Here is a 23471-nt window from a genome sequence, read left to right on the forward strand (position 1 = left end):
AATATCCCTCCGTTTCCAATCCACGTTCTAAGCCGTCATATAAAATGATACCCTAACTCACTGGGGATGACAAGTTAGGGCTTTGTTTAATTCTTTTCGTATTCATAACTGTTGAAATGGAAGATTTGTATGTTAACCTTTACCTCTTTAAGTGAATCTTTTTGGAGATAAAATTTATGGGAGTCTTTTAATTCCTTATAGGCTTTGGGATGTTCTCGGTACCATTTTTCACCTGCGTTTAATAAATCCATTTTACTCTCCACCCCTTGTTCATAGAGAGTAAGAACTTGTCTTTTTAAATCTTCCTCTAATAATTTTTTCAGCTCATCTACAGAAACATCTTTTAATTTTTCAAGTAAGTCAGCACGAACTGAAAGCTCTATGGAGAAACTTGGTTCAGTTTTATTTTTGTCGTAAGTAATCTTCATTTTCGGGCTGGCAAGCTTTACTGCTGCAATTAATTCTTCCCCATCCTTTACAGGGTGATTTAGAGCTATTTCCTTTTCCACCAGCCAATCGAGAAGTACCGCATCTTCTAAGGTGATATTTTTTATAAATGCCTGCTGCTGAAATACAGAATATCCACCAAAATATAGTACTGGATATTCTTCGTCTGAACGCCATGAACTTGTGTCAATGGTCAGGGTAGGAATTTTAGCAATCCCCATCGGCTCATAATACGACCTTAAAAAGTACAAGAGCGTGGTAGGTTCTAATTCATCTTGAGCTGTCCCAATTGCTTTTTCTTTGAATAGGACCGTGTATATAGCAGGGTAGTCAAAGAGTGCTGTTACAGCAAAAATTTCTTCAATATTTTCTTCGGTTGTTACAATTCTCAGTCTATGCCTAAGAGATTTATTTCTGGCAACCTCCTCTAAGATTTCCTTTGACTTCCTATTTATTAATCGTTGACTAAGAACAAGCGTTTTCACATGACCGAAGTAAATCGGAGGCTCCGATTTACTATATAATTCACTCACAGCAAGGTTTAATGTCTTACCCCTTGCCGAACCAACAAAGCTTGGAATCGTTTCAGAAGGCTTCCCTCCATCTTGCTTAGCCACGTTTGCAAAATTCAAGCCCTGTAGATAGACGATGTACTCATCTTTTACTTCATCATAATCCATCCCTATTGCCACAATATAAGTTAGATCCTGTATATTCTTAATGCCCCCGCAACCCGTAAGCAGAAAAATACTGATAAAAACAGATAACCCTATATTGCGGTTCAATTATGCTCCCCCCTTGATGCATCATCAGGACTTGTTGAGGCAGTTCTTGATTTGTAGTATTGGACCGGTGCTTGTAAAAAGGACTTCACTACCTCTGTAAAGCTAATAGGCGATAAAGATCCAAAGTATGGTGTTCCAAATGAATTTAACGTAGAAAAATAGAAGACAGTTAAAATAAAGCCTAAAATCACGCCGAATAATCCAAAAAATGTACTCAAAAGTATTACAGTAAAACGGATAATAGTAATGGCTGAGCTTAATGATTGGTTCACTAGGGTAAAAGAAGCAATATAGGTGATAGCTGCAACCACTAACATGGTTGGGGATGTCAAGCCGGCTCTAATCGCGGCATCTCCAACAATTAATCCCCCGAGAACAGCTACAGTCTGACCGATTGCCCGTGGAAGCCGCACACCAGCTTCATTAAATAATTCAAAAAGAAATAAGATGATAAACATTTCAATTGGTGCAGACAATGGCAAACCAAAGCGTGAAACAGAAATGGTTGCAACAAGTAAATATGGTATTTGTTCGATATTGAAAGCAGAAAAGGCAATCCAAATACCCGGCAAAAAACCGGAAACCATTATTCCAAGCATCCTGATTAATCGCTCCAGTGATACATATGCATAATTTATATACGTATCTTCTGGCGATTTTGTTTGCAATAATAAATTTACTGGTGCAAAAGATACAGTAGGATTTCCATCCACTATTAATGCAAATCTTCCTTGATTTAAGACTTGCACAACAAAGTCGGGCCTACCTGAAAAATCCATCGTGGGAAAGACTGAATAAGGTCGATCACGAACGGAAGACTCCAACTCATATGCACTTGTTAAAATATCCAGTTCCACTCCATTTAGCCTCGTTCTTATTTCATGAAGAACTTTCTTATTGATGACATCATCTAGGTACATCAAAACAACCTTTGTCTTACTCCTTTTCCCTATTGTAAATTTCTCCAGGCATAGTGACGGTGTATTAAGTCTCCTTCTTATTAACGAAATATTAGTTTTGATGTCCTCAACAAATCCGTCCTTTGGTCCTCTGATTGACGTTTCTAGAGCAGATTCTTCCGGTTGCCGCTTTGGAAAATCTCCGGCCTTAATACTTAAAAGACTATCCCCGACATAAAAGATCACATTTCCTTCAAAAAGCAAAGAAGCCACATCCTCCAACGATTTGAAGGTGACCTCTTCTACTTGAAATAATGTCTGCATGTGTAATTTTATGGATACATCCTTATATTCATTTAATTTAGGTAAAATATATTGATCTAAATATTGCAAATTAACAAGGCTGTCTATGTAAATGATTTCAAATGTTGCTTCATCGGTTTTATGTTTTTGGCAAACGAAATCCTGGCTTTGACTAAATTGAGATTTTAACTGTGTAACTTTTTCCCAAAGACTGTCCTTACATTCCAGGGGTGTTTTGTTTTCCATGTGAACCCTCTCTCTTCCTCATTACTAGTACCAATAAGGCTGATATTAGTATTTGGAAAAGAAAAAATGCCATACATGCTGGTAAAAAATAACGATAGATAAACTCATAGAAATAAAAAGTTTCCACTTCCATCCACATTACACCAAAGAAAATCACATAAATACATACAACTAATATAGCATTCACTTTGTAATGTTTTTTCTTTTTGGTAAAAAAAGCAGCAGCAAGATAGATAAATAACCCAATTCTTATTATTGCCCCACTAAGCCATTGATAAAGTGCAAAAAAATCAAGCTGTGAAATATAATCACCAATGTTTAAAACCCGCCACTGTTCATAAGCAGGATAGCGGAAATTTGCAGATTCCACCGGCCCAAACTCCATAATAGCAGCTGTCAACGGACCAAGGATCAATCCCATTAACAAGGTAATTAAGATGAAAACATGTCTAAATTTTATAGGAGATTGTGAATATGGTTGCAATAAAATAACTAGGTAGATTTCAAACAGACCGGACAAAGAATAGATAATCCCTTTTATTACCGGTGTGTACCCTTCACTTAACAATGGGAACAAAAGGCTCGGATCTTTGATGGTTGTATTGGTAATGGCGATGAAAATACCAAAAATCATCACTAGCGGCAGCAAAAATCCACTAGAAATGGCCATATACTTTATTCCACCAAGTGTAACCACACAGCAAACCAATATCATAATGAAATTTATCATCGTAACAGAAGAATCTGACAAGAAATATGAATTCAACCAGATAATCAGATCTCGTAAGGTGATGTATGCACTCAAAAAAAGATAAACAACAACCGGCAATGAAATTATTGCGGAAACAACCTTGCCGAATCGCTTTTCCACCATTGAGAAAAATCCCTCATCAGAGCTATTTTTAGTAATAAAATAAACCAACCATGAAAAAACAAGCGCTATCGGGTAGGCTATTATCACACCAATCCAGCTGTCCCTGCCTGCAGCATTTAGTAGATTCGGTATTAGAATAACGTGGTTGAGTAGACCCGTTGATAGTATCAGCATCAAGAACAGCTGTCTCGGAATTAAAATTTTCGTTACGTTCTGCATAGGTCATCACCAGCTTCATAAAGATATATTTATGATGACCTGGTTTTGATAGAATATGCCAATTGGAAATCAGATAGGTGGAATCGTGGTTATGTGGAATGGTTTTTTTGAATTTGTGGGGGTGTCTCTTTTACCGTTTTGACTTTTGTTGGGTGGTTTCGGGCGGTGACAGGGCTTCTCTGTTACCGTTTTGCTACTTGTGGAGCGGTTTCGGACGGTGACAGGGCTTCTCTGTTACCGTTTTGGCTTTGGTGGAGTGGTTTCGGGCGGTGACGATCCCTCTCTTTTCCCAAAACAAAAACGAGTATGGAATACACTAGTATCCATACTCGTTTCGTTAGTATTATAATCCACACTTCAACTGCGCACCGCAATCTGTGCAAGTGTTGCAGCCGCCAATCTCTTTAACCGTTCCAATACGACATACTGGGCAGGTGTTCCCTACTTCTGATCCATATTGTACATTTGTAGAACGAAGATCATTTATTGTTTCTACAAGCACTACCGGCTTTTTGACGACATCTTCCATCTGAATCTGTTCGCCTTCATCCATTGTGTTCTCTTCTGCTTTTAGCGTTAGAACCTGAGAGTCACGGCTTCCATCCACATAAACGGTACCACCTTTTGCTCCACCTTTATAAAGGCGTTCGTAAACTTTTTTCACTTGATCGACCGTATATCCTTTCGGTGCGTTTACCGTTTTGGAAATGGAGCTGTCTATCCAGTTTTGGATGATGCATTGAACATCCGCATGTGCCTCAGGAGCAAGTTCCATAGCAGAGATGAACCAGTTTGGAAGGTTCTCTGCATCCGCTTCTGGGTTTGCATCCAAGTATTCTTGAACGATGTCCGCTTTTACTTCAATGAACTTCCCTAGACGTCCACTGCGGAAGTAAGAGAAGGAGAAGTATGGCTCAAGTCCAGTAGATACTCCTACCATCGTTCCTGTTGAACCAGTTGGAGCTACTGTTAACAGGTGAGAGTTACGGATACCTGAAGTCATGATACCTTCTTTGATATCTTCCGGCATTTTGCTCATGAAGCCTGTTTTCGTGAATGCTTCACGAAGGCGATTTGTTTCTTCTTCTGTATCACCAGTAAGGAATGGGAAGCTTCCTTTTTCTTTTCCAAGTTCCACAGAAGCACGATACGCAGTAACTGCGATTGTTTCAAATACTTTATCAACAAGCTCATTGCCTTTTTCAGAGCCGTATTCTGTTTCACAATAGATTAGAAGATCGTGTAGGCCCATTACTCCTAGACCAACACGGCGCTCTCCTAATGCCTGCTTTTTATTTTCTTCTAAGAAGTAAGGCGTTGCATCGATTACATTATCTTGCATTCTAACGCCGACTTCTACTGTTTGTTTTAGCTTTTCAAAGTTTACTGTTTTCGTTTCCTTGTCTGCAAATTGAGCCAAGTTAACAGCTGCTAAGTTACAGACAGAAAATGGTGCGAGGGGTTGTTCCCCACATGGGTTGGTTGCTACAACCTTTTGTCCGTATGCTTTTGCATTTGTCATATCATTGGCGTTGTCGATGAAGAAGATTCCAGGCTCAGCTGAGTATGTTGCACAAATATTGACCAGGTTCCAAAGTTCTTTTGCCTTAATCTTTCTGTACACTCTCACCTTGTGACCAAGTTTCTCCCACTCTCGTACGTCTCCAACTTCTGACCATTGATCATTGTAGATAGCCATTTCGTCTTTATCGTATGCTTCCACATCAGGGAAACGAAGATCAAAGTCAGCATCATTCTCAACAGCTTCCATAAACTCTTTTGTTAGGGTAATGGAGATGTTGGCTCCAGTTAGGAACTCTGAGTTATGAACGGTGTAAGTTCCACCAACTTTTAACTTCTGCTCTGCATCCTTGATGATGGCTTCTGTAAATCCGCCATATCCAGGGATGTGCTTGAAGTTTGTAACAGATTGGTACATCGTTATTTCTTGATCTGTTAATGGTGTAAACTTCAACTTGTCCTCTGCTGCTTTTTTGATGCTTTCATCATTTGTATTTTCAATTAGGTAGCGCAAAATTCTAGGGTTTTGCATTTTGGAGATGATGAATTCTACGATATCTGGGTGCCAGTCTGCTAGCATAATCATTTGAGCCATTTCGTTACGCCGATTCGCTAAATCGACTCTCTATGTCACCATAGAGTTCAGACCATATCTTACACTTGTAAAAGTGTCCTCGCACTTCGGATTCGCTTGAATCCTACTCTACTCACTTCTGCCAAACTTCGGCATGTTTTCGATGGTCGTTGAACCTTCACCATTTGACAGGTGCTTGGCTGCTGATTATCTTTGACCGCTTGTTGTTCTTAAGCATTCACGCTCACCGTTTCCAGTCACGTTGTAGCCAACAAGTCATGAAAGACTTTCCAGCAATTCACGAGGTTTGTTTATAGACGAGGCACTTAAGCTGATTTACCACGTCTTGATCCACCTTGTTCCACAAGATGCGTCAATTTTGCAATGTCATCCAACCATGAAACACTACCAGAAGATTTACCGTTCACTCCCCTTGCAAGCGCGTTTCGTGGACGAAGCGTTGATCCGTTTGTACCAACCCCGCCTCCGCGGCTCATGATTTCCATTACTTGTTTACGGTGTTCCGAAATTCCTTCACGGGAATCTTGCACAAACGGCATCACATAACAGTTGAAGTAGGTTACATCTGTGTCAGCCCCTGCTCCGTATAACACACGTCCTGCAGGTACAAAGTTCATGTTAACTAGTTCATGATAGAACTTCTCAAACCATTCCTGGCGCTTCTCTTCTGTCGTTTCTACCGCTGCCAAGCCTTTGGCGTTACGTTTGGCAATTTGCTCGTAGAAGACTTCTAGAGGCTTTTCAATGACATCCAGGGAACGAACAACTACGCCCGTTTCAGCTTCACCTTGCTTTGTCAGAACTCCACGATACTCTTCTTCAATTAGAACAGAAGCCTTCTTGGTAGACCAGTCTATGTCTTGAATGAAACCAAGACCTCTTGCAGGGAATTTGGGATCTTCTTTAATCGTTAATACAACAAAATCTCCAGCAGTAAGTGTTACTTTCTCTGTATCTTTGAATGCGTAACGATCGAGCATGACCAGGCGGGAAACACCTTTATGTGTGGTGGTCATGTCCTCTGTGATGGGGTGTACTTGAGGAAACAAGCCGATGTCCTTGTTCAAGCGTTCTACATTAATTTTCAATTTGTTTTCATTAATAGCAATGGTCATTATTACAACTCCTCTAAAACTAGTAGTTCTACCAAAAGTTACTTCTGTAAAATTTGTTTGTACAGATAAGGTATCATATCTGCCGGTAATATATCAACATATAGTATATAAAATATTTTCGACACTACTATATATTGATTTTACGCAGAATAAATCTAAATTTGTCAAATTGTAAAAGGGTCAATTTAGGGAGGATAATCAAGAGAAACGAAGATTATAATCTATTTTCGAGGCAGAATGACTTTTTTTGTCGGTTGCGCATTTTTACGAAATATAGCGAGCCTACTATACCAACGTTTTAAGAAAATCCTTCCTATTTGACGAAAAATATTTTTTTATTTTTCATTCTTGACTTTTACATATCTAGTTGACTCTTTACACTACCCCACTAGATGTAGTGCAAAACAAAAAGATAACGAGGAATATGCTCCTCGTTATCTTTTATAATTCCACTCATCTGTGGAATATTTCTTCTCCATTATGGCGTGCACTTCAGCTAGTTCCGCTTCTGTCAGTTCATATGGTTCAAGTGTAATGTTAAGTCCTTTTTCAAACCCTTCATAAAAAGCCTTTTTTGCTTCTTCCATGGTAACTGGAGTCTCACGAAGAGCATTGATTGCCACCGCTTTATTTTTGAAATTCTTTTGCATTCGTTCCTTTACGCGTTCACTTGGGTAGTTGAACAGGCTAAATAGCATGTCTTCATCAATATCTAGTAGAATAGAGCCGTGCTGCAAAATGACACCCTTTTGACGTGTCTGCGCGCTGCCGGCAACCTTTCTTCCCTCCACTACAAGTTCATACCAGGATGGTGCATCAAAACAAACGGAAGAACGTGGATTCTTCAATCCTTGCTTTTCCTCTTCTGTTCTTGGAATTGCGAAGTATGCATCAAGTCCAAGCGCCTTGAAACCTTCTAAAATACCTTCTGAAATGACTCGGTATGCCTCTGTTACCGTTTGCGGCATTTCTGGATGCTCTTCCGAGACAATAACACTATAGGTTAGTTCCTTGTCGTGAAGGACACCACGGCCACCTGTTGGTCTTCTGACAAACCCAAGGCCAAGTTCTTTTACACGTTCCATATTTATTTCTTTTTCTACTTTTTGAAAATAACCGACAGATAATGTCGGAGGGTTCCAACCATAAAAACGGATAGTGGGTGGAATGATGCCTTTACTGTGCCAATCTAATAACGCCTCATCAAGCGCCATATTAAATGCAGGAGATTGATTTTGTGAATCAATAAACCTCCAAGTTTCTCTTGTCATGTTATGTACCTCATTTATCTATATATGATGAACTAGTCTACCAAAAGTCCACCGGGATTTCAAAGTTAAAGCTTGGCAGTTTTTTATGACTGACTAGTAGAAAAGGATGACATTTCGGACGAGCTTTTATATAATATACTTTGGTATAAAAAGAAAAAGAGGGGTTGTCTAGTTTGGCTTTATACGTAACATTAGGAATTTTGGCGGCATTTATTGTCTATTCAGTGATCATGTTTATCTACCAACGTAAAATTCTAACAACCTTAACGGAAGAAGAATTTCGTGCTGGTTATCGTAAAGCGCAATTGATTGATGTTCGTGAACCAAAAGAGTATGAAGGCGGGCACATCCTTGGCGCAAGAAATATCCCTCTATCTCAAATGAAAATGAGAATGAGAGAGGTAAGACAAGACCAACCTGTTTATATTTATTGCCAGAACACCATGCGTAGTGGTCGTGCAGCTCATATGTTAAAGCGTAAAGGGTACACGCAGCTTTATCAGCTTAAGGGCGGCTTCAAGCAATGGGGCGGTAAAATCAGAACGAAGAACTAATAGATAAGAGCACTTGCAGAGTAAGTAACTGCAAGTGCTCTTTTGTGTTTATTGGACTGTATTGTTTAAAGTTTGGTTGATCTGTTCGATATGACGGCGCTCATGAAATCCAATCAATTGCACCCATTGTTGTGCGGAGAGATCTCCAATCCATCGATGATTGAAACCATATTTATGTAATGCTTCATCTTCCACTTCTTGGATGAATGTGTTCAAGTTATTTCTGGATTGCTCCAACAGCTCAACTAGTTCTGCTTTTGTATAAGGGTGTTCGGAAGGAGTAATGTCTTCCGGAGCCACCACTTTATATGTTCTGTTGGCTAGGATTTTTGCCAAATTCAGTTCTTTCTCTTCCACTTCATGCTTTACTTCAATCGCTTTTCTTAAGCCGTTGGTAATTTTGTTTTCAATTAGGTATAAGTGCTCTACGTTTTGAGAGACTGTCCAGAGGTTTTCGTGCTTTTGATGCAGTTGTTCTTCTGAGATTCCTTTTAATAATTCCAGCAGTTCTTCTCGTGCTTTATAGGTTTGCTCATAGTACATTTGCTTTCCCCTCCCTTTGTTTCTAGTTATATCTTAAGGGTTTTTGGGGAGTTTGAGAAGTGATATGTGCTGGAGGGTCATTCAAAATGGGAAGTTAAGATCATGGCTGGGTGTCGGTGTCGGGGGAAATGTAATGGATAAACTTGATTTACAATGGATATATCTTTTTTACAATTGATATAACTAATTTACAATGGATATTTCACATTTACAATTGATATAACGATTTTACAATGGATAAAACGAATTCACCTTCAAAATACCCCTTCCGATTGGCTTTTTAATTCCTCATTTTGCAGTAATGCGATACATTCATTTCTAAAGTCTTGTCCCTACGTCCCAAATCCACAAAAAAGAGAACAGGTCTCCCCGTCCTCTCTCTAAACAAAATCATATCCTATAATCAAGCTTCCTTCTTATAACGCAACACTGGCTTACGCGCTGCCAGCGTCTCATCCAATCGCTTAATCACGGTCGTATGAGGTGCTTCTTGCACCACTTCCGGATTTTCTTCCGCTTCACGTGCGATCTGAATCATGGCTTCAATGAAGGAATCCAATGTTTCTTTTGATTCCGTTTCTGTCGGCTCGATCATGATGCACTCTTCCACATTCAATGGGAAGTAAATCGTTGGCGGATGGTATCCGAAGTCAAGCAGGCGTTTAGCAATATCCAATGTACGTACGCCAAGTTTCTTCTGACGCTTGCCGCTCAATACGAATTCATGCTTACAATGTCTGTCAAACGGCAGGTCGTAGTGCTCTGCTAGACGGCGCATCATATAGTTCGCGTTTAAAACAGCATATTCCGTTACTGCTTTCAATCCATCTGGACCCATAGAACGGATATACGTGTATGCACGAACATTAATGCCGAAGTTACCGTAGAACGGCTTCACGCGACCGATAGATTGTGGACGATCGTAATCGAAACCGAACGTTCCATCTTCTTTTTTCACCACTAACGGTTTTGGCAAGTAAGGGATCAAATCAGCTTTAACGCCGACTGGGCCGGAACCAGGGCCACCGCCACCGTGAGGGCCTGTAAATGTTTTATGCAAGTTCAAGTGAACCACATCAAAGCCCATGTCTCCAGGACGTGCTTTGCTTAGAACCGCATTTAGGTTTGCTCCGTCATAATAAAGCTTTCCGCCTGCATCATGGACAATGCGGGCCATTTCTAAAATATTCTCCTCAAAAAGGCCAAGCGTGTTCGGGTTGGTGAGCATCAAAGCAGCCGTGTCTTCCCCTACCACTCTGCGAAGATCCTCTAAATCTACCAAACCGTTTTCGTCAGATTTTACCGTGATGGTTTCAAGACCAGCGACTGTTGCAGATGCCGGATTTGTTCCGTGTGCGGAGTCAGGAACGATCACTTTTGTACGGTTATGGTCATTGTTTGCTTCATGGAATGCGCGAATCATCATTAGTCCAGTCCACTCACCATGTGCTCCGGCAGCAGGTTGCAGTGTCACTTCGTCCATTCCTGTAATTTCAATTAAGTGCTCTTGTAGGTCGTGCATTAACTCCAAGGCACCTTGGACAGTTGACTCGTCCTGCAGTGGATGGATGTGTGCAAAACCTGGGAAGCGTGCCACGTTTTCATTGATTTTCGGATTATACTTCATCGTACAAGAACCAAGCGGGTAGAACCCTGAATCCACACCGTGGTTACGATTACTCAATGCCGTATAGTGACGCATAATATCAAGCTCAGAAACTTCCGGTAGTTCTGGTGCTTCCTCACGGATGTATTCAGCTGGGAAAAGCTCTGCCAAATCTACTTCTGGTACATCGTTTTCAGTTAGGCTGTATCCGATACGACCCTCTCTGGACATTTCAAAAATGAGTGGTTGATTTTGCTTCTTCATTGCTGATGAGCCCCCATTTCTCTCGCTAGTGTGTCAATTTCTTCTTTCGTGCGTAATTCTGTAACTGCAAGCAGCATATGGTTTTCCAGTTCAGGATAGTATGTTCCTAGGTCGTAGCCACCGATCATTCCTTTTTCAAGAAGCTTGCGATTGACTTCTTTGATTGGAGTGGAAAGCTTTACAACAAATTCGTTGAAGAACGGACCGCTGAACGTAACTTCAAGACCTGCCGCTTCTAAAGAACGCTTAGCATAATGTGCTTTTTGGATGTTTTGAACGGCCATCTCTTTTACACCCTTTTTGCCAAGAGCCGTCATGGCAACAGATGCTGCGAGTGCATTCAACGCCTGGTTGGAACAGATGTTGGAAGTCGCTTTATCACGACGGATATGTTGTTCACGTGCTTGCAGCGTCAGAACAAATCCGCGTTGGCCTTCCTCGTCCACTGTCTGACCTACTAATCTACCAGGAACTTTACGCATCAACTTGGATGTTACCGCAAAATAACCACAATGAGGACCACCGAATTGTGTTGGGATACCAAATGGTTGCGCATCACCTGTTACGATATCAGCACCAAATTTACCTGGAGGTGTCAAAGCACCAAGAGCCAACGGGTTAGAAGAAACAACAAACATTCCCTTGTCTGTATGGGCTAATTTTTCAATTTCTTGCAGAGGCTCTACTTGACCGAAGAAGTTTGGATATTGAACCATAACTGCCGCAACGTCAGATGACATCATTTCTTCTAATGCAGCTACATCGGTTACTCCATTTTTCGTTGGAATTTCTACCACTTCCACATATTGTCCCTTGGCATAAGAAGTTACCACTGCTTTTGCTTCAGGGTGAACGGCGCCCGAAATAAGGACTTTTTTCTTTTTCGTATGACCGCATGCAAGCATCGCTGCTTCTGCGAAGGCTGTTGGGCCGTCATACATAGACGAGTTTGCTACGTCCATGCCTGTTAGTTCACAAATCATTGTTTGGAATTCAAAGATTGCTTGTAATTCCCCTTGTGAAATCTCAGGCTGGTAAGGAGTGTAGGCTGTATAAAATTCTGAACGGGAGATAACATGGTCGACAATGACCGGCATGTAGTGATCGTATACGCCAGCTCCCAAGAAGGAAGCATGCTTTCGTAAATCTTTATTTTTAGCAGCAAGCTCGCTTAACTCGCGCATCAATTCTGATTCAGATTTTGCTTGTTTGATTTTCAGTTCTCCGTCAAATCGTACGCTTTCCGGGATGTCTGAAAATAATTCGTCAATAGTTTGAACTCCTATTACTTGCAGCATTTCCTGAATGTCTTGGTCTGTCATCGGTAAATAACGATGTTTCATGTGAGTTCCCCTCTCCGGTTAGTTTTTTGGGCGTTGATAGAATGGTGCTTTAACCACTTTAGCTTTTAGACGCTTTTTGCGAACTTGCACTTCCACTTCTGTATCAAGCTCAGTGAATTCTTTCTTTAAAAGTGCGAGGCCGACATTTTTCTTTAACGTTGGAGATTGAGTACCAGTTGTTACTTCTCCGATTTGCTCGTCACCTATAAATACTTCATAGCCGTGTCGAGGAATTCCTTTGTCTATCATTTCAATACCAACGATACTTCGAGGTGCGCCGTTTTCTTTTTGTTCTTTTAACACTTCTTTACCGAAGAAATCTTCTTCTTTGTTCGTTTTGACTGCGAAACCGATACCAGCTTCAATCGGAGTTATGTCTTTTGAAAGCTCTTGACCATATAGAGCAAGCTTTGCTTCAAAGCGCAAGGTGTCACGGGAACCTAATCCGCATGGAACTAGCCCGTCTTCTTTTCCAGATTCAAGTAACATGTTCCAAAGTTGAACTGCGTCTTCTTGCTGACAATAGATTTCAAAACCGTCTTCCCCTGTGTAACCTGTTCTTGAAACTAGGGCAGTAACTCCATTAATATCTACGTTTTCTTTAAATTTAAAAAATTTAATTTCTGAAAGGTCAGTACTTGTCAGCTTTTGCAAGACTTTTTCTGCCACTGGACCTTGAATTGCAAGCTGTGCGATACTATCTGAGATATTTGTGACTTCTACTTCTTCTATTGCATGGCTTTTTAACCAATCATAATCTTTTTCTATATTGGATGCGTTCACAACAAGCAGGTAATCCTCATCTGCTTTTTTGTAGACTAGAAGATCGTCTACCGTCCCGCCGTCCGGATAACACATTGCTGTGTATTGTGCACCACCGTCTTTGAGTTTGGAAACGTCATTTGTCATCATTTTCTGTAGGTAAGCAAGACTGTCTTTTCCTTTTACTTCAATTTCTCCCATGTGGGAAACATCGAATAAACCGGCTTTTGTTCGAACCGCTTCGTGTTCTTCTTTAATACTTGAAAATTGAACGGGCAAATCCCATCCACCAAAATCAATTGTTTTACCACCATGTTCTTTGTACACGTCGAATAATGGTGTTTTTTTAAGTTCAGTCATTACTTTTTCTCCTCCTTTTACTAACCAAAAAGAATGTAAACCTACTAGTTTGCCTCTTTGCTCTGATCCAAAAAAGGACAGAGAAACCCCTTTTTCAAAAAAGAGTTCTCTGTCCTTTGCACCTGAAAGTTTACCTTTTGTAGAAGGCTTTCCCCTTTGGTGGTTTATTCTGAATGAAATGGAATAAACGCTCTCCAGAGTTGCGTCCAACAAGAGTCTTTTTGCCTGAGAGATTCACAGTCAGTCTGCTTGCTCCTTCGGCGCTGCCGTATTTTTGATGGCAGTCTCTCCCCTTGTTCTCATTCGCAATATAATATTTTCTTCAAACATGGTCATACTAATAGAAGCTACAACATTCATGTTTATATAGTCAGGCAAACTGCCTTAAAAAGCTCACTATTATCCTACCATTAGACAAAGGAATCTGGCAATAAAAAAACACTTATTATTATTATTTTTATATAGCTAAATGTTCGTGTTTAAACAAGTAGATTATCAATATTTTCTAATGAAAACGCTATCCTTTTGCAACATACTATAAATTGGATAATTCAGAAAGGATGCACAACAATGAATGTAGAGATTGTTTTTGATAAAGAATGGCAGGACGAACTGTTAAAACGTATGGAAGATGATGGTCCTTGGGCTAATTACGAACTATTCAAGCTTGCGTTAGAAGTGGAAAGTCATCTTAGCATCCCAGAATTTGAAGGATTGCTTGCTCCTTCCCACTTGCCACAACTGACTCCACTTCCTCACCAATTGGAAGTTGCCAGAAATGTGGTGGAGGAGATGAACGGAAAAGCCATCCTTGCCGATGAAGTGGGGCTAGGTAAAACCATTGAAGCTGGACTTATTCTTAAAGAATATATGATTCGAGGACTAGTGAAGAAGGTATTGATTTTAGTTCCAGCATCCCTTGTATCACAATGGGCCATTGAATTGAATCAAAAATTCTACATCCCTGCCATCGGTCAAAAAAAGAGTTATGTTTGGGAGCAATGTGATGTTGTGGTTTCTTCTATTGATACCGCAAAAAGGAGTCCGCATCGCGAAATCATCAATAGCTTGGAATACGACATGGTGATCATTGATGAGGCTCATAAACTGAAAAATAATAAAACCAAAAACTATGAATTTGTGCAGAATTTAAAGAAGAAGTTTTGCCTCTTGTTAACAGCCACTCCTATTCAAAATAAAGTGGAAGAGATTTTCAACCTAGTGTCCCTTCTAAAACCTGGCCACCTAGGGAGCGAGAGTAATTTTACGGAAGTATTTCGTGCAAAAGACCGAAAGCTTGAGAACGACGATTATTTAAAAGAACTCGTCAATAAAGTGATGATCCGAAACAGGCGCGGGGATACGGGCATCGATTGGCCAAAAAGAAATGTGGAGTCTTGTATCATTGAATTTTCAAAAGAGGAACAGGATCTTTATGATGCCATTAATCAGTTAAAGACAGACCCTTATGTGCCGATTACCAGTCAATTCTCCATCATGACCTTGCAGCGGGAAGCTTGCAGCAGCAGAGAAGCTGTCTATTATACCGTTAAAAACATGATTGAACGGAAGCAACAAGAAAATCCACATTATCAACCCTCACAGGGGCTTTTGAACATTTTTGAAAAAATTGATTTGGTTGGACGGAACTCTAAAGCAGAGAAGGTTTTAGAGCTGATTCGAAATGTAAATGACAAGGTCATCATTTTCACCGAATATAGAGCGACACAAATGTATCTCCAATGGTTCTTAAAGCAAAATGGCATCACCTCCGTTCCTTTTCGCGGTGGCTTCAAGCGGGGTAAAAAGGATTGGATGAGAGAGCTGTTTAAAAATCATGTGCAAGTGCTGATTGCGACAGAAGCCGGGGGCGAGGGGATCAACCTGCAATTCTGTAACCATATTATTAACTATGACCTTCCCTGGAACCCGATGAGACTTGAACAGCGCATTGGCCGGATTCACAGGCTGGGACAAGAGCGCGATGTGAACATCTATAATTTTGCCACAAGCAACACCGTTGAGGAACATATCTTAAAGTTGTTATATGAAAAAATTAATCTGTTTGAACGCGTAATTGGAGAGCTTGATGATATCTTAACGAAGATGGAAATCAAGAATTTAGAAGAACACATACAAGATATCATGCTTCATTCAAAATCAGAGGGTGAAATGAAGATAAAGATGGAGAACCTCTCCTCTATTATTGAATTTGCCGATCAGATGAAAAAGGAGGACGGCCCACATGCAGCAGCGGGAAATTCATAGGTTTTTGGAGCGATATTTTACGGCAAACAGCTGTGAAATAGTCGAGAACACGAACAGCCATCTTGCCGTACAATTGACCATTGATATGGACAAAGAACTGATGAACCGGCCTTTTTATTGGCACTATCTAGAGAAAACAGGCGGCGTGCCGAATCCAATGAAAATGACATTGATTACCGACAGCAACAAGGCACCGGAAGACTTAAAAGGGGATCATGTCCATTTTGGTTCTCCTCGGATGCATCAAATTTTTGAATCCACGAAAAGTCTTGCAGGGTATATTCGGCTGTATGAAAATATTCCTTCTCATACCGGTGCAGGCCATCTTCCGCTGCATCCGTGGCTAAATGTAAATATGAAAGTAAGTTATCAATGTGACCGCAAGAAAGACGTCATTATGTCACTTGGTATCCATCTGATTACTGGTACGATTGTAGAGAAGTTTCAAGAAGAAGTGGAAAAGATCAATCTGACCCCTAAAATTCCTGATTTTTGCTTTACCATGACTCCGATTATAAAGCCAGCAAGTGGCCTTACTAGGCTTGAGCATTACGTAAATGGGTTTATAGCAAGTGAAGATCATCAATGGGCAGAAGACGCACGGAAAAGATGGGATCAAGATCTTCAGCTTTTAAAGCATTTTTACGAGGATGACGAAGAAAAACCTGAAGCCTATGAAACGGAGAAGAAGGCTCTTCAAGAGCAATATGAGCCGAAAATTCATGTGACAACCATTAACGGCGGGCTTTTCTATTTGGGTCCCAATTTTATCAATACCATACACAGTGGTAGATGAATACTACCATTGTGTATGTTTTCAATTTAAATAGTAGTAGATCCAGTAGATATGTAGGAATGTGACAAGGCTATATCCACACACGGCGGTAAGGCAGACCACTTTAAGGAGGGCCGACTTGAGTTTCAAGTTATTTTTTATGAAAAAGAGTAATATTGCGGAAACTCCAAGTTTAAAGAGTAAAAATAAGGCCGGGCTTGTCTCATAGAGGGATTTCATTAATGGATTGCCTTCATTAATTAACTGAAAGTGCAGGCCAAAATAGGTGGCAACTCCGTCAAATATGTTTAATAACAGCAGCGCGATTAATAGCTTTTTGACCATCCCACACCTCCACGAAAATTACGTTCTTTTTCAAGAACAATTATACCTTTGATATTTTCTATAAAGCAAGTATTTTGTTCTTTTTTAAGAACGAATAACTATTATTATTTCTCCAGTCTATCCATTTTGAGTAGAATTATAAGTTGTTGTGGTGTTGGGGTAGATTTCTTGTGGTATAAAAATTTGTATGGAGACAGATTTCGGGGCTAAATGTTTTTTCTGGCATCGTTCCGCTCCTTAGATGCCAGAAATTGCGGGATTCTGCTCTTTCTTGCACTTATAGAGATTTCAATACTAAAACCATGCTCGGTGCATACTTTCTAAAAAATCTTTAGTAATAGGAAACCCTGAACTTTCACCAAGAACTGGATCAATTCCGCAATGGGGACATAAGGCCGTTTGATCTTGATCAATCCATTCCTTTATAAGAGAAGGACTGTAAATTTCCAGACAAAAAAAACACCCACATTTCCTATCCTTTTCTAAATCTCCTTTATGATGACTGCTGAATTTGTGCGCATTAGCAATATAACCTTCCATACTATCTCTCCTCTCTATTTTCAAAAAAAACAAGAGTCCACCTTTTCACGACAAGGTGGACTATCTACCATTTATTTTATCGGTATCCAAATCTCTGAGTAAAGATCCGGGTTTGACGGATCCTCATCTGTGTACAATTCAAAATCCGGTGCTCCAGAATGTTCGTAGCTGTTGGATGGAAACCACTCCGAGAAGATTCGCTTCCAAGTATCTTGCATGGCATACGGCATAGGACCGTGTACTTCAAAGACTACCCATTTTGAAGCAGGAATCTCCATTTTCTCCAACTCTTCTGGGATCTCCCCTTCTACAGAAGTAGCCACCCAATAGTCCATCACTTGATCCGACTTCATTTCTTCTGTAGTTCCTTCACATACACCAAGGACGCCTTTAATGGCACCATTATTTAATGTAAACAGCTTATCTGTGAAACCTTCTGCATTCACATCCTGCCAAAACTTCGGGATCTCCCTGGACTGCTCATCATTAGCACATGAAAATCTTCGTTTTTTCCCAGCTACTGTGAATGCCTCTTTGTTCACTACACTATACTTCATCGGTTCTGCCCCTTCCAATGTCACCTGGATCACCAGGCGGTTATAAGTTTGCAGCTTCCCTTCATGCTTCCGCACTTCTGTTGGAGAAGTACCATGTTGCCTTCGGAATGCCTTCGTGAAAGCCTCGGGAGTGTCGTAACCATATTTGTAGGCGATATCGATGATTCTGTTGTCTGTTGTAAGCAATTCCTGTGCAGCAAGTGTCAACCTTCTTCTTCTCAAATATTCTGCAACCGATGTATCCGTCAACAAACCGAATGTACGTTGAAAATGAAAGGAAGAAACATTTGCATGTCTAGCTATATCCCCAATCGTAATGTCTTCTGTCAGGTTCTTTTCCATATATTCGATTGCCTGCTGAATCGACTCTACCAACGCCATATTACCTCACCCCTTATGTCTATCCTATCAGCGTGAACAATTGGTTTCCTGTTCATTTGTGCTATGTTTTGGCAGGTTTCTTAATCGATCTGCTTCTCTTATATTGTCATGTAAATAGGCTTCCGTCTGGGGATGATTAATTATCTCTTCGGTCGTCAACCAACGCACAGCCTCCACCTCATCCGGACTCTTAGGATAAGGCTCGCCACTCTTCCATTCACACAAGAATACGATGTCCACAACTTCCCGGCCATCCGTCAAAACGAAAGAGGTATTGCGGACATACGTCATATTTTCATGAACCTTGATTCCCACTTCCTCCATTAACTCACGTCTCAAAGTCCGTTCTAAAATATTAGAAGAAGCACCTTCTGGATCAACCGTCCCTCCAACAAAGGAAAGCATCCCTCCTGCATGCTCCTCCTTGTGACTCCTTTCAATCATCAGCCATTTGTCCCCTCTGTACACCGCACCTTCCACATTAATAAAAAACATCCTAATCCCCCTTATTTTCTGGCTTTAATAATTAGTGTCGATGGAAACCTACGCGTTTTATAAAGAGAATAGTAGCGGTCAGATACCGGGGCGTCTTCACCTTTAAAGCGTTCTCCCACATCACTTTCCACTACTTTTTCAATGGTAAAGCCTGCTTGAATCAGTTCATTTATGTAGGTTGCCAGTTTTCTAGTATGGATTGTCATCGGTGCATCTTCCCCTTTGAACTTTTCAAAGGTGTGCAGTCCTTCTTGCTGATAGGAGCCGTCTAAAGTCAGGACACCATTTTCGCTACTAATATGAGCGTATAAAGGGTGATCCCAGCTGAAAAGGAAGCTTCCTCCTTTTTTCAGATAAGAATGGATTAATTGTAAGGTTGCCTTCAAATCCGTCGTCCACCCCAATGCATAGATGGAATAAACACAATCAAAATAATCTTTAGGAAGGTTAATTTCTTGCTCCATCGGCGCACAAAATAAGCGGGGTTTCAGTCCTTGAAGTGTCTTTTCTGCAGCTGATTTTTGCTCGGAGGAAAGGTCCACTCCCCATAGTTCACTTACACCTTTTTCCTCTGCCATGTATTTTAAAGAATGACCACTTCCAAACCCGATATCCAAGACCTTTTTGTTTTGCAAATCATCCAAAAGCTGCAATTCATCTTCAGTTTGACTGAAAGGCCCGTAACATGGAAGGGCATCCACCCCGTTGAAATAATGGGCGACCTTGTCCCAGCTTTTGCGATTACTTTCCAATAGTTGATTCATCCCTACTACCCCTTTATATCTTTAATAAATGCGATTAATCTGCTTGATTCCTTAAAACCCATTCCAATGTGGAAATCATAGCTTACATGATTGTCCAGATGGATGTCTGAACCGATTTGCTTGCAGCCTTTCTTTTTAAGCCACTTTTCTCCTACCTCCACTAGCTTTGCGGAGTACCCTTTCCTTCTGTAATGAGGCTTCACATATACCCCTTCTATGTACCCGGTTGGTGATGATTCCGTTCCTTCCACATAATCCACTCTGATAGAAAGATGGATAAAGGCGACAAACTCGGAACCTAAGCAGTAAAATAAAATCTTGTCCCGGTTGGAAGCCATAATCTCACGAAAGGAGTCATGGAGTTCCTCCTCGGTGCTTTCCGGCCAGAGGTCTAACGCCATTTCGGTGTAATGCTCTTTATGAACGGTCAAAGCTCCCACTACCTTATGATCCTTGGTATCATCTGCTGTTTTTAATTCTAATCTTGCCAGCTGCTCTCCCCATGAAGCCATCTCCGTTTCTACAAAACCAGCATTTTCATACATCTTTTTCGCTAGGTGGTTTTTCGGTTCAAAGCCAAGCACGACATACGGAATCCCTGTGGAGTTTGTGTTTCTTATGTCCTTCAGCACTTCATTAAGTGCAGCCTTTCCAAATCCTTTCCCTTGCGATCTTTCATCTATCATTAAACGGTAGATCCAGTAGTGCCCGTCATCCGCGTCAATCCCATACATCGTAAAACCAACCATTTCCTCTTCCACATAAACTCCCATTACCTTAAATTCCGGTAAGAACTGCACTTGCGCAAGGGAATACAGGTTCGATGCGACGAAGTTTTGTTGGTCCTCTGATACTTTTAATTTAATTGCTTTTTGCCAGTTTCCAGCTGTTATTTGGCGTAGTGTAATTTTCATGGTTTTGTCCCTCTTCTATTCTAATATCTTCACGACTAATGCTGACGGGTCTCTCTTTTACTTGCATACCTCAAGGAATAAATAATAAAAAGAACAAAAGCGGCAATTCCAAGCAAAATATGCGGTAGGAGATTCCTCCAATGAAAAGGTGCTTCATGGAGGTATACAGCTTTTACCCACTCCCCACTACGAACTTCAACCGCTATGGATGTATCAGGTCCAACCCCCTCAATGGCATAATACTTTGTGCCTCTAGCAAAAAGGTTAGATGCATCTCCATAATATTTGCCAGAGTACTCATCAGCCCTGCTTTTTACCTCACCAATCTCATCACCAATTTCTCCAGTAGTGAGTCGTTCTTCAGTCACTTCATACACTCCACCTTTATAAACCACAAATGGATAAGCCCAATCCAAGGCAAACACCTGATTTGTAGCTAGAACTGTGATAAGAAGACAAAGTATCATTATCTTTTTCAACTACTCATCCCTCCTTATTAAACTAGCTTTTCTAATAGTTCTATTTCAGTGAGTTTAAAACCTTCCCTATTTAACTTCCAATTGAGTACTCCTTACCAGTTTTAGAAAATCTTTCTTTTTATTTTACCAAAAGAAAAAGCAGGTGAACTTCTTTTTCAAAAAGAAATTCTCCTGCTCTATGTTTAGATTGCCCATTCTCCATCTGTCATGATTGCTTCTTTAACTCCATCTTCCGTTTCCCCTTCTATGTTCAGCTCCCCTGAACCAATCATGAAGTCTACGTGGATCATGCTGGTGTTGATTCCCTTTGCTTCTAACTCTTCCTTGCTCATTTTTGCGCCACCCTCAATATTGATCGGGTAGGCAGAACCTAGAGCCAAATGACAAGAGGCATTTTCGTCAAACAGTGTATTAAAGAAAATAACTTCCTGTTTGGAAACTGGTGAGCTGTGTGGAACAAGCGCAACTTCCCCTAAATGTAGGGCTCCTTCATCGGTTTCCAAAAGTTTTTTCAACACTTCATATCCTTGCTCTGCAGTGAACTCTACCACCTTGCCTTCTTTAAATGTAAGGCTGAAGTTGTCTACCAAATTTCCGTTCAAGTTTAACGGCTTAGTGGATGCCACTACACCGTTTACTCCGGTTTTTACAGGTGCCGTAAACACCTCTTCGGTTGGTAGGTTCGGAACGAAATAAGTACCTTGATCATTGTTCATTCCACCGCCAAGCCAAACCTGTTCGTTTGGAAGCTCGATAGTTAGGTCCGTTCCTGGGGCTTTGTAATGAAGCTTTTTGTATTTTTTCGAGTTAAGTACATGTAACTTTTCTTGTAAGGTTTTGATGTGCTTATTCCAAGCTTCTACAGGGTCGTTTTCATTAACACGTGTTACTTGGAAAATGTTTTCCCAAAGGCTTGCAACCTGGTCTTCAGGAGATTTGCCTGGATATAGCTTAGCTGCCCACTCTTGTGATGGTACGGAAACTATCGCCCAGCTGACTTTAGCAGTTTGGATGTATTTCCGGTAGTTTTGCATGGCTTTTGCCTGAGCTTTATTAGAAATGGATACGCGCTCAGGGTCTACGTCTTTCAGAAGATCTGGGTTGGAAGCAACGATGGACATAAATGCCGCTCCATCTTCCGCCATTTCCTCCATGCCTTTTACTTTCCACTCGCGAACAGTCTGGAGAGAGTCTGTTGAGGCCGTTTCATATGTAATCTTTGTTAGTTGTTCGTCGTTCCATTCAGTATGTACGTATTTAGCACCTAGCTTGTATGCGATTTTTGCCACCTCTCTGACAAATGGTGCTGCTGATATTGGGGCATTGATGACTAGAGGCTGGTTTTCTTGCAGGTTGATCCCAACTTTTAGCGCAAGTTCTGCGTATTTGGTCAATTTTTCTTGTATCACTATGTATTACCTCCTTTTGGTTGATGAGAATATTGTATCATAGGTTGCAGGTGTGTAGGTTTAGGTAGAAATATTATGTTTTAGAACCAAGAACATAATTGCTAACGTGACCTAAAACCCCGTTTTAATCTCTTTCTTGGGAAATTTCTCGCTTTTCGCATAGCTTTGAAATAGTGGCCTTGGCCGGATCTTACCTTTCCGCTTCATCTATGACATTTCAATGAAATTTCATTGTCACCAAGGTCTTTATATTGGTGATGAGGACACCTCTCCTCCTTTTTTCTCGCCACTGAGGTCTTCATCACGGTGATGAGAACTTCTCTTCTCCTTTTTTTCTCGTCACTGAGGTCTTCATCACGGCGATGAGGACTTCTCTTCTCCTTTTTTCTCGCCATTGAGGTCTGCATCACGGTGATGAGAACTTCTCTTCTCCTTTTTTCTCGTCACTGAGGTCTTCATCACGGCGATGAGGTCTTCTCTTCTCCTTTTTCCTCGTCACTGAGGTCTTCATCACGGCGATGAGGACTTCTCTTCTCCTTTTCCCTCGTCCCTGAGGTCTTCTTCACGACTATGCGGACACCTCTCCTCCTTTTTTCTCGTCACTGAGGTCTTCATCACGGTGATGAGGACACCTCTTCTCCTTTTTCCTCGTCACTGAGGTCTTCATCACGGCGATGAGGACACCTCTCCTCCTTTTCCCTCGTCAATGCGGTCTTCATCACGGCGATGAGGCCTCCTCTTCTCCTTTTCCCTCGGCACTCAGGTCTTCATCACGGCGATGAGGACTTCTCTTCTCCTTTTCCCTCGTCACTGAGGTCTTCATCACGGCGATGAGGA

General features: G+C 40.9%; 19 protein-coding genes, 3 pseudogenes and 2 riboswitches. Of the genes and pseudogenes, 3 read left to right on the plus strand and 19 right to left on the minus strand.

All coding sequences use genetic code 11. The annotated features are described in order from the left end of the window. Positions 1-86: 86 nt before the first annotated feature. From HC179_RS13285 to HC179_RS13310, 6 genes and pseudogenes are all read right to left on the minus strand, one after another. On the minus strand, positions 87-1232 hold the full coding sequence (locus tag HC179_RS13285; RefSeq protein ID WP_168864731.1) for a Ger(x)C family spore germination protein: 1146 nt from the start codon (positions 1230-1232) through the stop codon (positions 87-89). Continuing rightward, on the minus strand, positions 1229-2680 hold the full coding sequence (locus HC179_RS13290; protein WP_168864732.1) for a spore germination protein: 1452 nt from the start codon (positions 2678-2680) through the stop codon (positions 1229-1231). The genes HC179_RS13285 and HC179_RS13290 overlap by 4 nt, the downstream gene beginning before the upstream one ends. Then, complete coding sequence (locus HC179_RS13295; RefSeq protein ID WP_168864733.1) at positions 2652-3773, minus strand: GerAB/ArcD/ProY family transporter; 1122 nt, start codon at positions 3771-3773, stop codon at positions 2652-2654. The genes HC179_RS13290 and HC179_RS13295 overlap by 29 nt, the downstream gene beginning before the upstream one ends. Before the next feature lie 343 nt (positions 3774-4116). Further along, a pseudogene (locus tag HC179_RS13300) lies at positions 4117-5886 on the minus strand (vitamin B12-dependent ribonucleotide reductase); the annotation flags it as partial. Positions 5887-6206: 320 nt separating this feature from the next. Beyond that, positions 6207-7004: pseudogene (locus tag HC179_RS13305) on the minus strand (ribonucleotide reductase N-terminal alpha domain-containing protein); the annotation flags it as partial. A 434-nt stretch (positions 7005-7438) separates the two neighbouring features. Next, positions 7439-8275 (minus strand): lipoate--protein ligase family protein, encoded by an 837-nt coding sequence (locus HC179_RS13310; RefSeq protein ID WP_168864735.1) that lies wholly within the window; start codon positions 8273-8275, stop codon positions 7439-7441. A 173-nt stretch (positions 8276-8448) separates the two neighbouring features. On the opposite strand from HC179_RS13310, the gene HC179_RS13315 reads away from it, so the two are divergent. Next, positions 8449-8829: a rhodanese-like domain-containing protein gene (locus HC179_RS13315; RefSeq protein WP_168864736.1), complete on the plus strand. Its 381-nt coding sequence runs from the start codon at positions 8449-8451 to the stop codon at positions 8827-8829. A 48-nt stretch (positions 8830-8877) separates the two neighbouring features. Here HC179_RS13315 and HC179_RS13320 read toward each other — a convergent pair whose 3' ends face one another. The 4 genes from HC179_RS13320 to gcvT form a co-directional block, all read right to left on the minus strand. Beyond that, on the minus strand, positions 8878-9372 hold the full coding sequence (locus tag HC179_RS13320) for a DinB family protein (RefSeq protein ID WP_168864737.1): 495 nt from the start codon (positions 9370-9372) through the stop codon (positions 8878-8880). Positions 9373-9775: 403 nt separating this feature from the next. Continuing rightward, positions 9776-11242, minus strand: coding sequence for an aminomethyl-transferring glycine dehydrogenase subunit GcvPB (gene gcvPB / locus HC179_RS13325; RefSeq protein ID WP_168864738.1), 1467 nt, complete (start codon positions 11240-11242; stop codon positions 9776-9778). Further along, the gene (gene gcvPA, locus HC179_RS13330; protein ID WP_168864739.1) at positions 11239-12585 is read right to left on the minus strand and encodes an aminomethyl-transferring glycine dehydrogenase subunit GcvPA; all 1347 of its coding nucleotides are present in this window, start codon (positions 12583-12585) and stop codon (positions 11239-11241) included. The genes gcvPB and gcvPA overlap by 4 nt, the downstream gene beginning before the upstream one ends. An 18-nt stretch (positions 12586-12603) precedes the next feature. Further along, complete coding sequence (gene gcvT, locus HC179_RS13335) at positions 12604-13707, minus strand: glycine cleavage system aminomethyltransferase GcvT (protein WP_168864740.1); 1104 nt, start codon at positions 13705-13707, stop codon at positions 12604-12606. A gap of 107 nt (positions 13708-13814) precedes the next feature. After that, positions 13815-13907, minus strand: a riboswitch (glycine riboswitch). A 3-nt stretch (positions 13908-13910) separates the two neighbouring features. After that, positions 13911-14010: riboswitch (glycine riboswitch) on the minus strand. A gap of 267 nt (positions 14011-14277) precedes the next feature. Between gcvT and HC179_RS13340 the strand changes: the two genes are divergently transcribed. Continuing rightward, positions 14278-15975 carry a DEAD/DEAH box helicase gene (locus HC179_RS13340; protein ID WP_168864741.1) on the plus strand — a complete coding sequence of 566 codons (1698 nt, stop codon included), beginning with the start codon at positions 14278-14280 and terminating at the stop codon, positions 15973-15975. After that, positions 15953-16771 (plus strand): YqhG family protein, encoded by an 819-nt coding sequence (locus HC179_RS13345; RefSeq protein ID WP_168864742.1) that lies wholly within the window; start codon positions 15953-15955, stop codon positions 16769-16771. The genes HC179_RS13340 and HC179_RS13345 overlap by 23 nt, the downstream gene beginning before the upstream one ends. A 21-nt stretch (positions 16772-16792) precedes the next feature. Here HC179_RS13345 and HC179_RS13350 read toward each other — a convergent pair whose 3' ends face one another. From HC179_RS13350 to HC179_RS13385, 9 genes and pseudogenes are all read right to left on the minus strand, one after another. Next, positions 16793-17095 carry a DUF5658 family protein gene (locus HC179_RS13350; protein ID WP_168864743.1) on the minus strand — a complete coding sequence of 101 codons (303 nt, stop codon included), beginning with the start codon at positions 17093-17095 and terminating at the stop codon, positions 16793-16795. A gap of 294 nt (positions 17096-17389) precedes the next feature. After that, positions 17390-17635: a cytoplasmic protein gene (locus HC179_RS13355; protein WP_168864744.1), complete on the minus strand. Its 246-nt coding sequence runs from the start codon at positions 17633-17635 to the stop codon at positions 17390-17392. Positions 17636-17706: 71 nt separating this feature from the next. After that, positions 17707-18573: an AraC family transcriptional regulator gene (locus HC179_RS13360; protein ID WP_168864745.1), complete on the minus strand. Its 867-nt coding sequence runs from the start codon at positions 18571-18573 to the stop codon at positions 17707-17709. Between the two features lie 27 nt (positions 18574-18600). Then, positions 18601-19068: an NUDIX hydrolase gene (locus HC179_RS13365; RefSeq protein WP_168864746.1), complete on the minus strand. Its 468-nt coding sequence runs from the start codon at positions 19066-19068 to the stop codon at positions 18601-18603. A gap of 11 nt (positions 19069-19079) precedes the next feature. Further along, positions 19080-19832: a class I SAM-dependent methyltransferase gene (locus tag HC179_RS13370; protein WP_168864747.1), complete on the minus strand. Its 753-nt coding sequence runs from the start codon at positions 19830-19832 to the stop codon at positions 19080-19082. A gap of 5 nt (positions 19833-19837) precedes the next feature. After that, positions 19838-20233 carry an aminoglycoside 6'-N-acetyltransferase gene (aac(6'), locus tag HC179_RS13375; protein WP_277351324.1) on the minus strand — a complete coding sequence of 132 codons (396 nt, stop codon included), beginning with the start codon at positions 20231-20233 and terminating at the stop codon, positions 19838-19840. 72 nt (positions 20234-20305) lie between these two features. Next, positions 20306-20746 (minus strand): annotated as a pseudogene (locus tag HC179_RS21010) (GNAT family N-acetyltransferase); the annotation flags it as partial. A gap of 35 nt (positions 20747-20781) precedes the next feature. Further along, positions 20782-21225, minus strand: coding sequence for a hypothetical protein (locus HC179_RS13380; RefSeq protein WP_168864748.1), 444 nt, complete (start codon positions 21223-21225; stop codon positions 20782-20784). Positions 21226-21407: 182 nt separating this feature from the next. After that, positions 21408-22637 (minus strand): aminopeptidase, encoded by a 1230-nt coding sequence (locus HC179_RS13385; RefSeq protein WP_168864762.1) that lies wholly within the window; start codon positions 22635-22637, stop codon positions 21408-21410. Positions 22638-23471 lie beyond the last annotated feature (834 nt).

The sequence above is a fragment of the Bacillus sp. RO1 genome, from assembly GCF_012524115.1.
Lineage (GTDB): Bacteria > Bacillota > Bacilli > Bacillales > Bacillaceae_I > Sutcliffiella_A.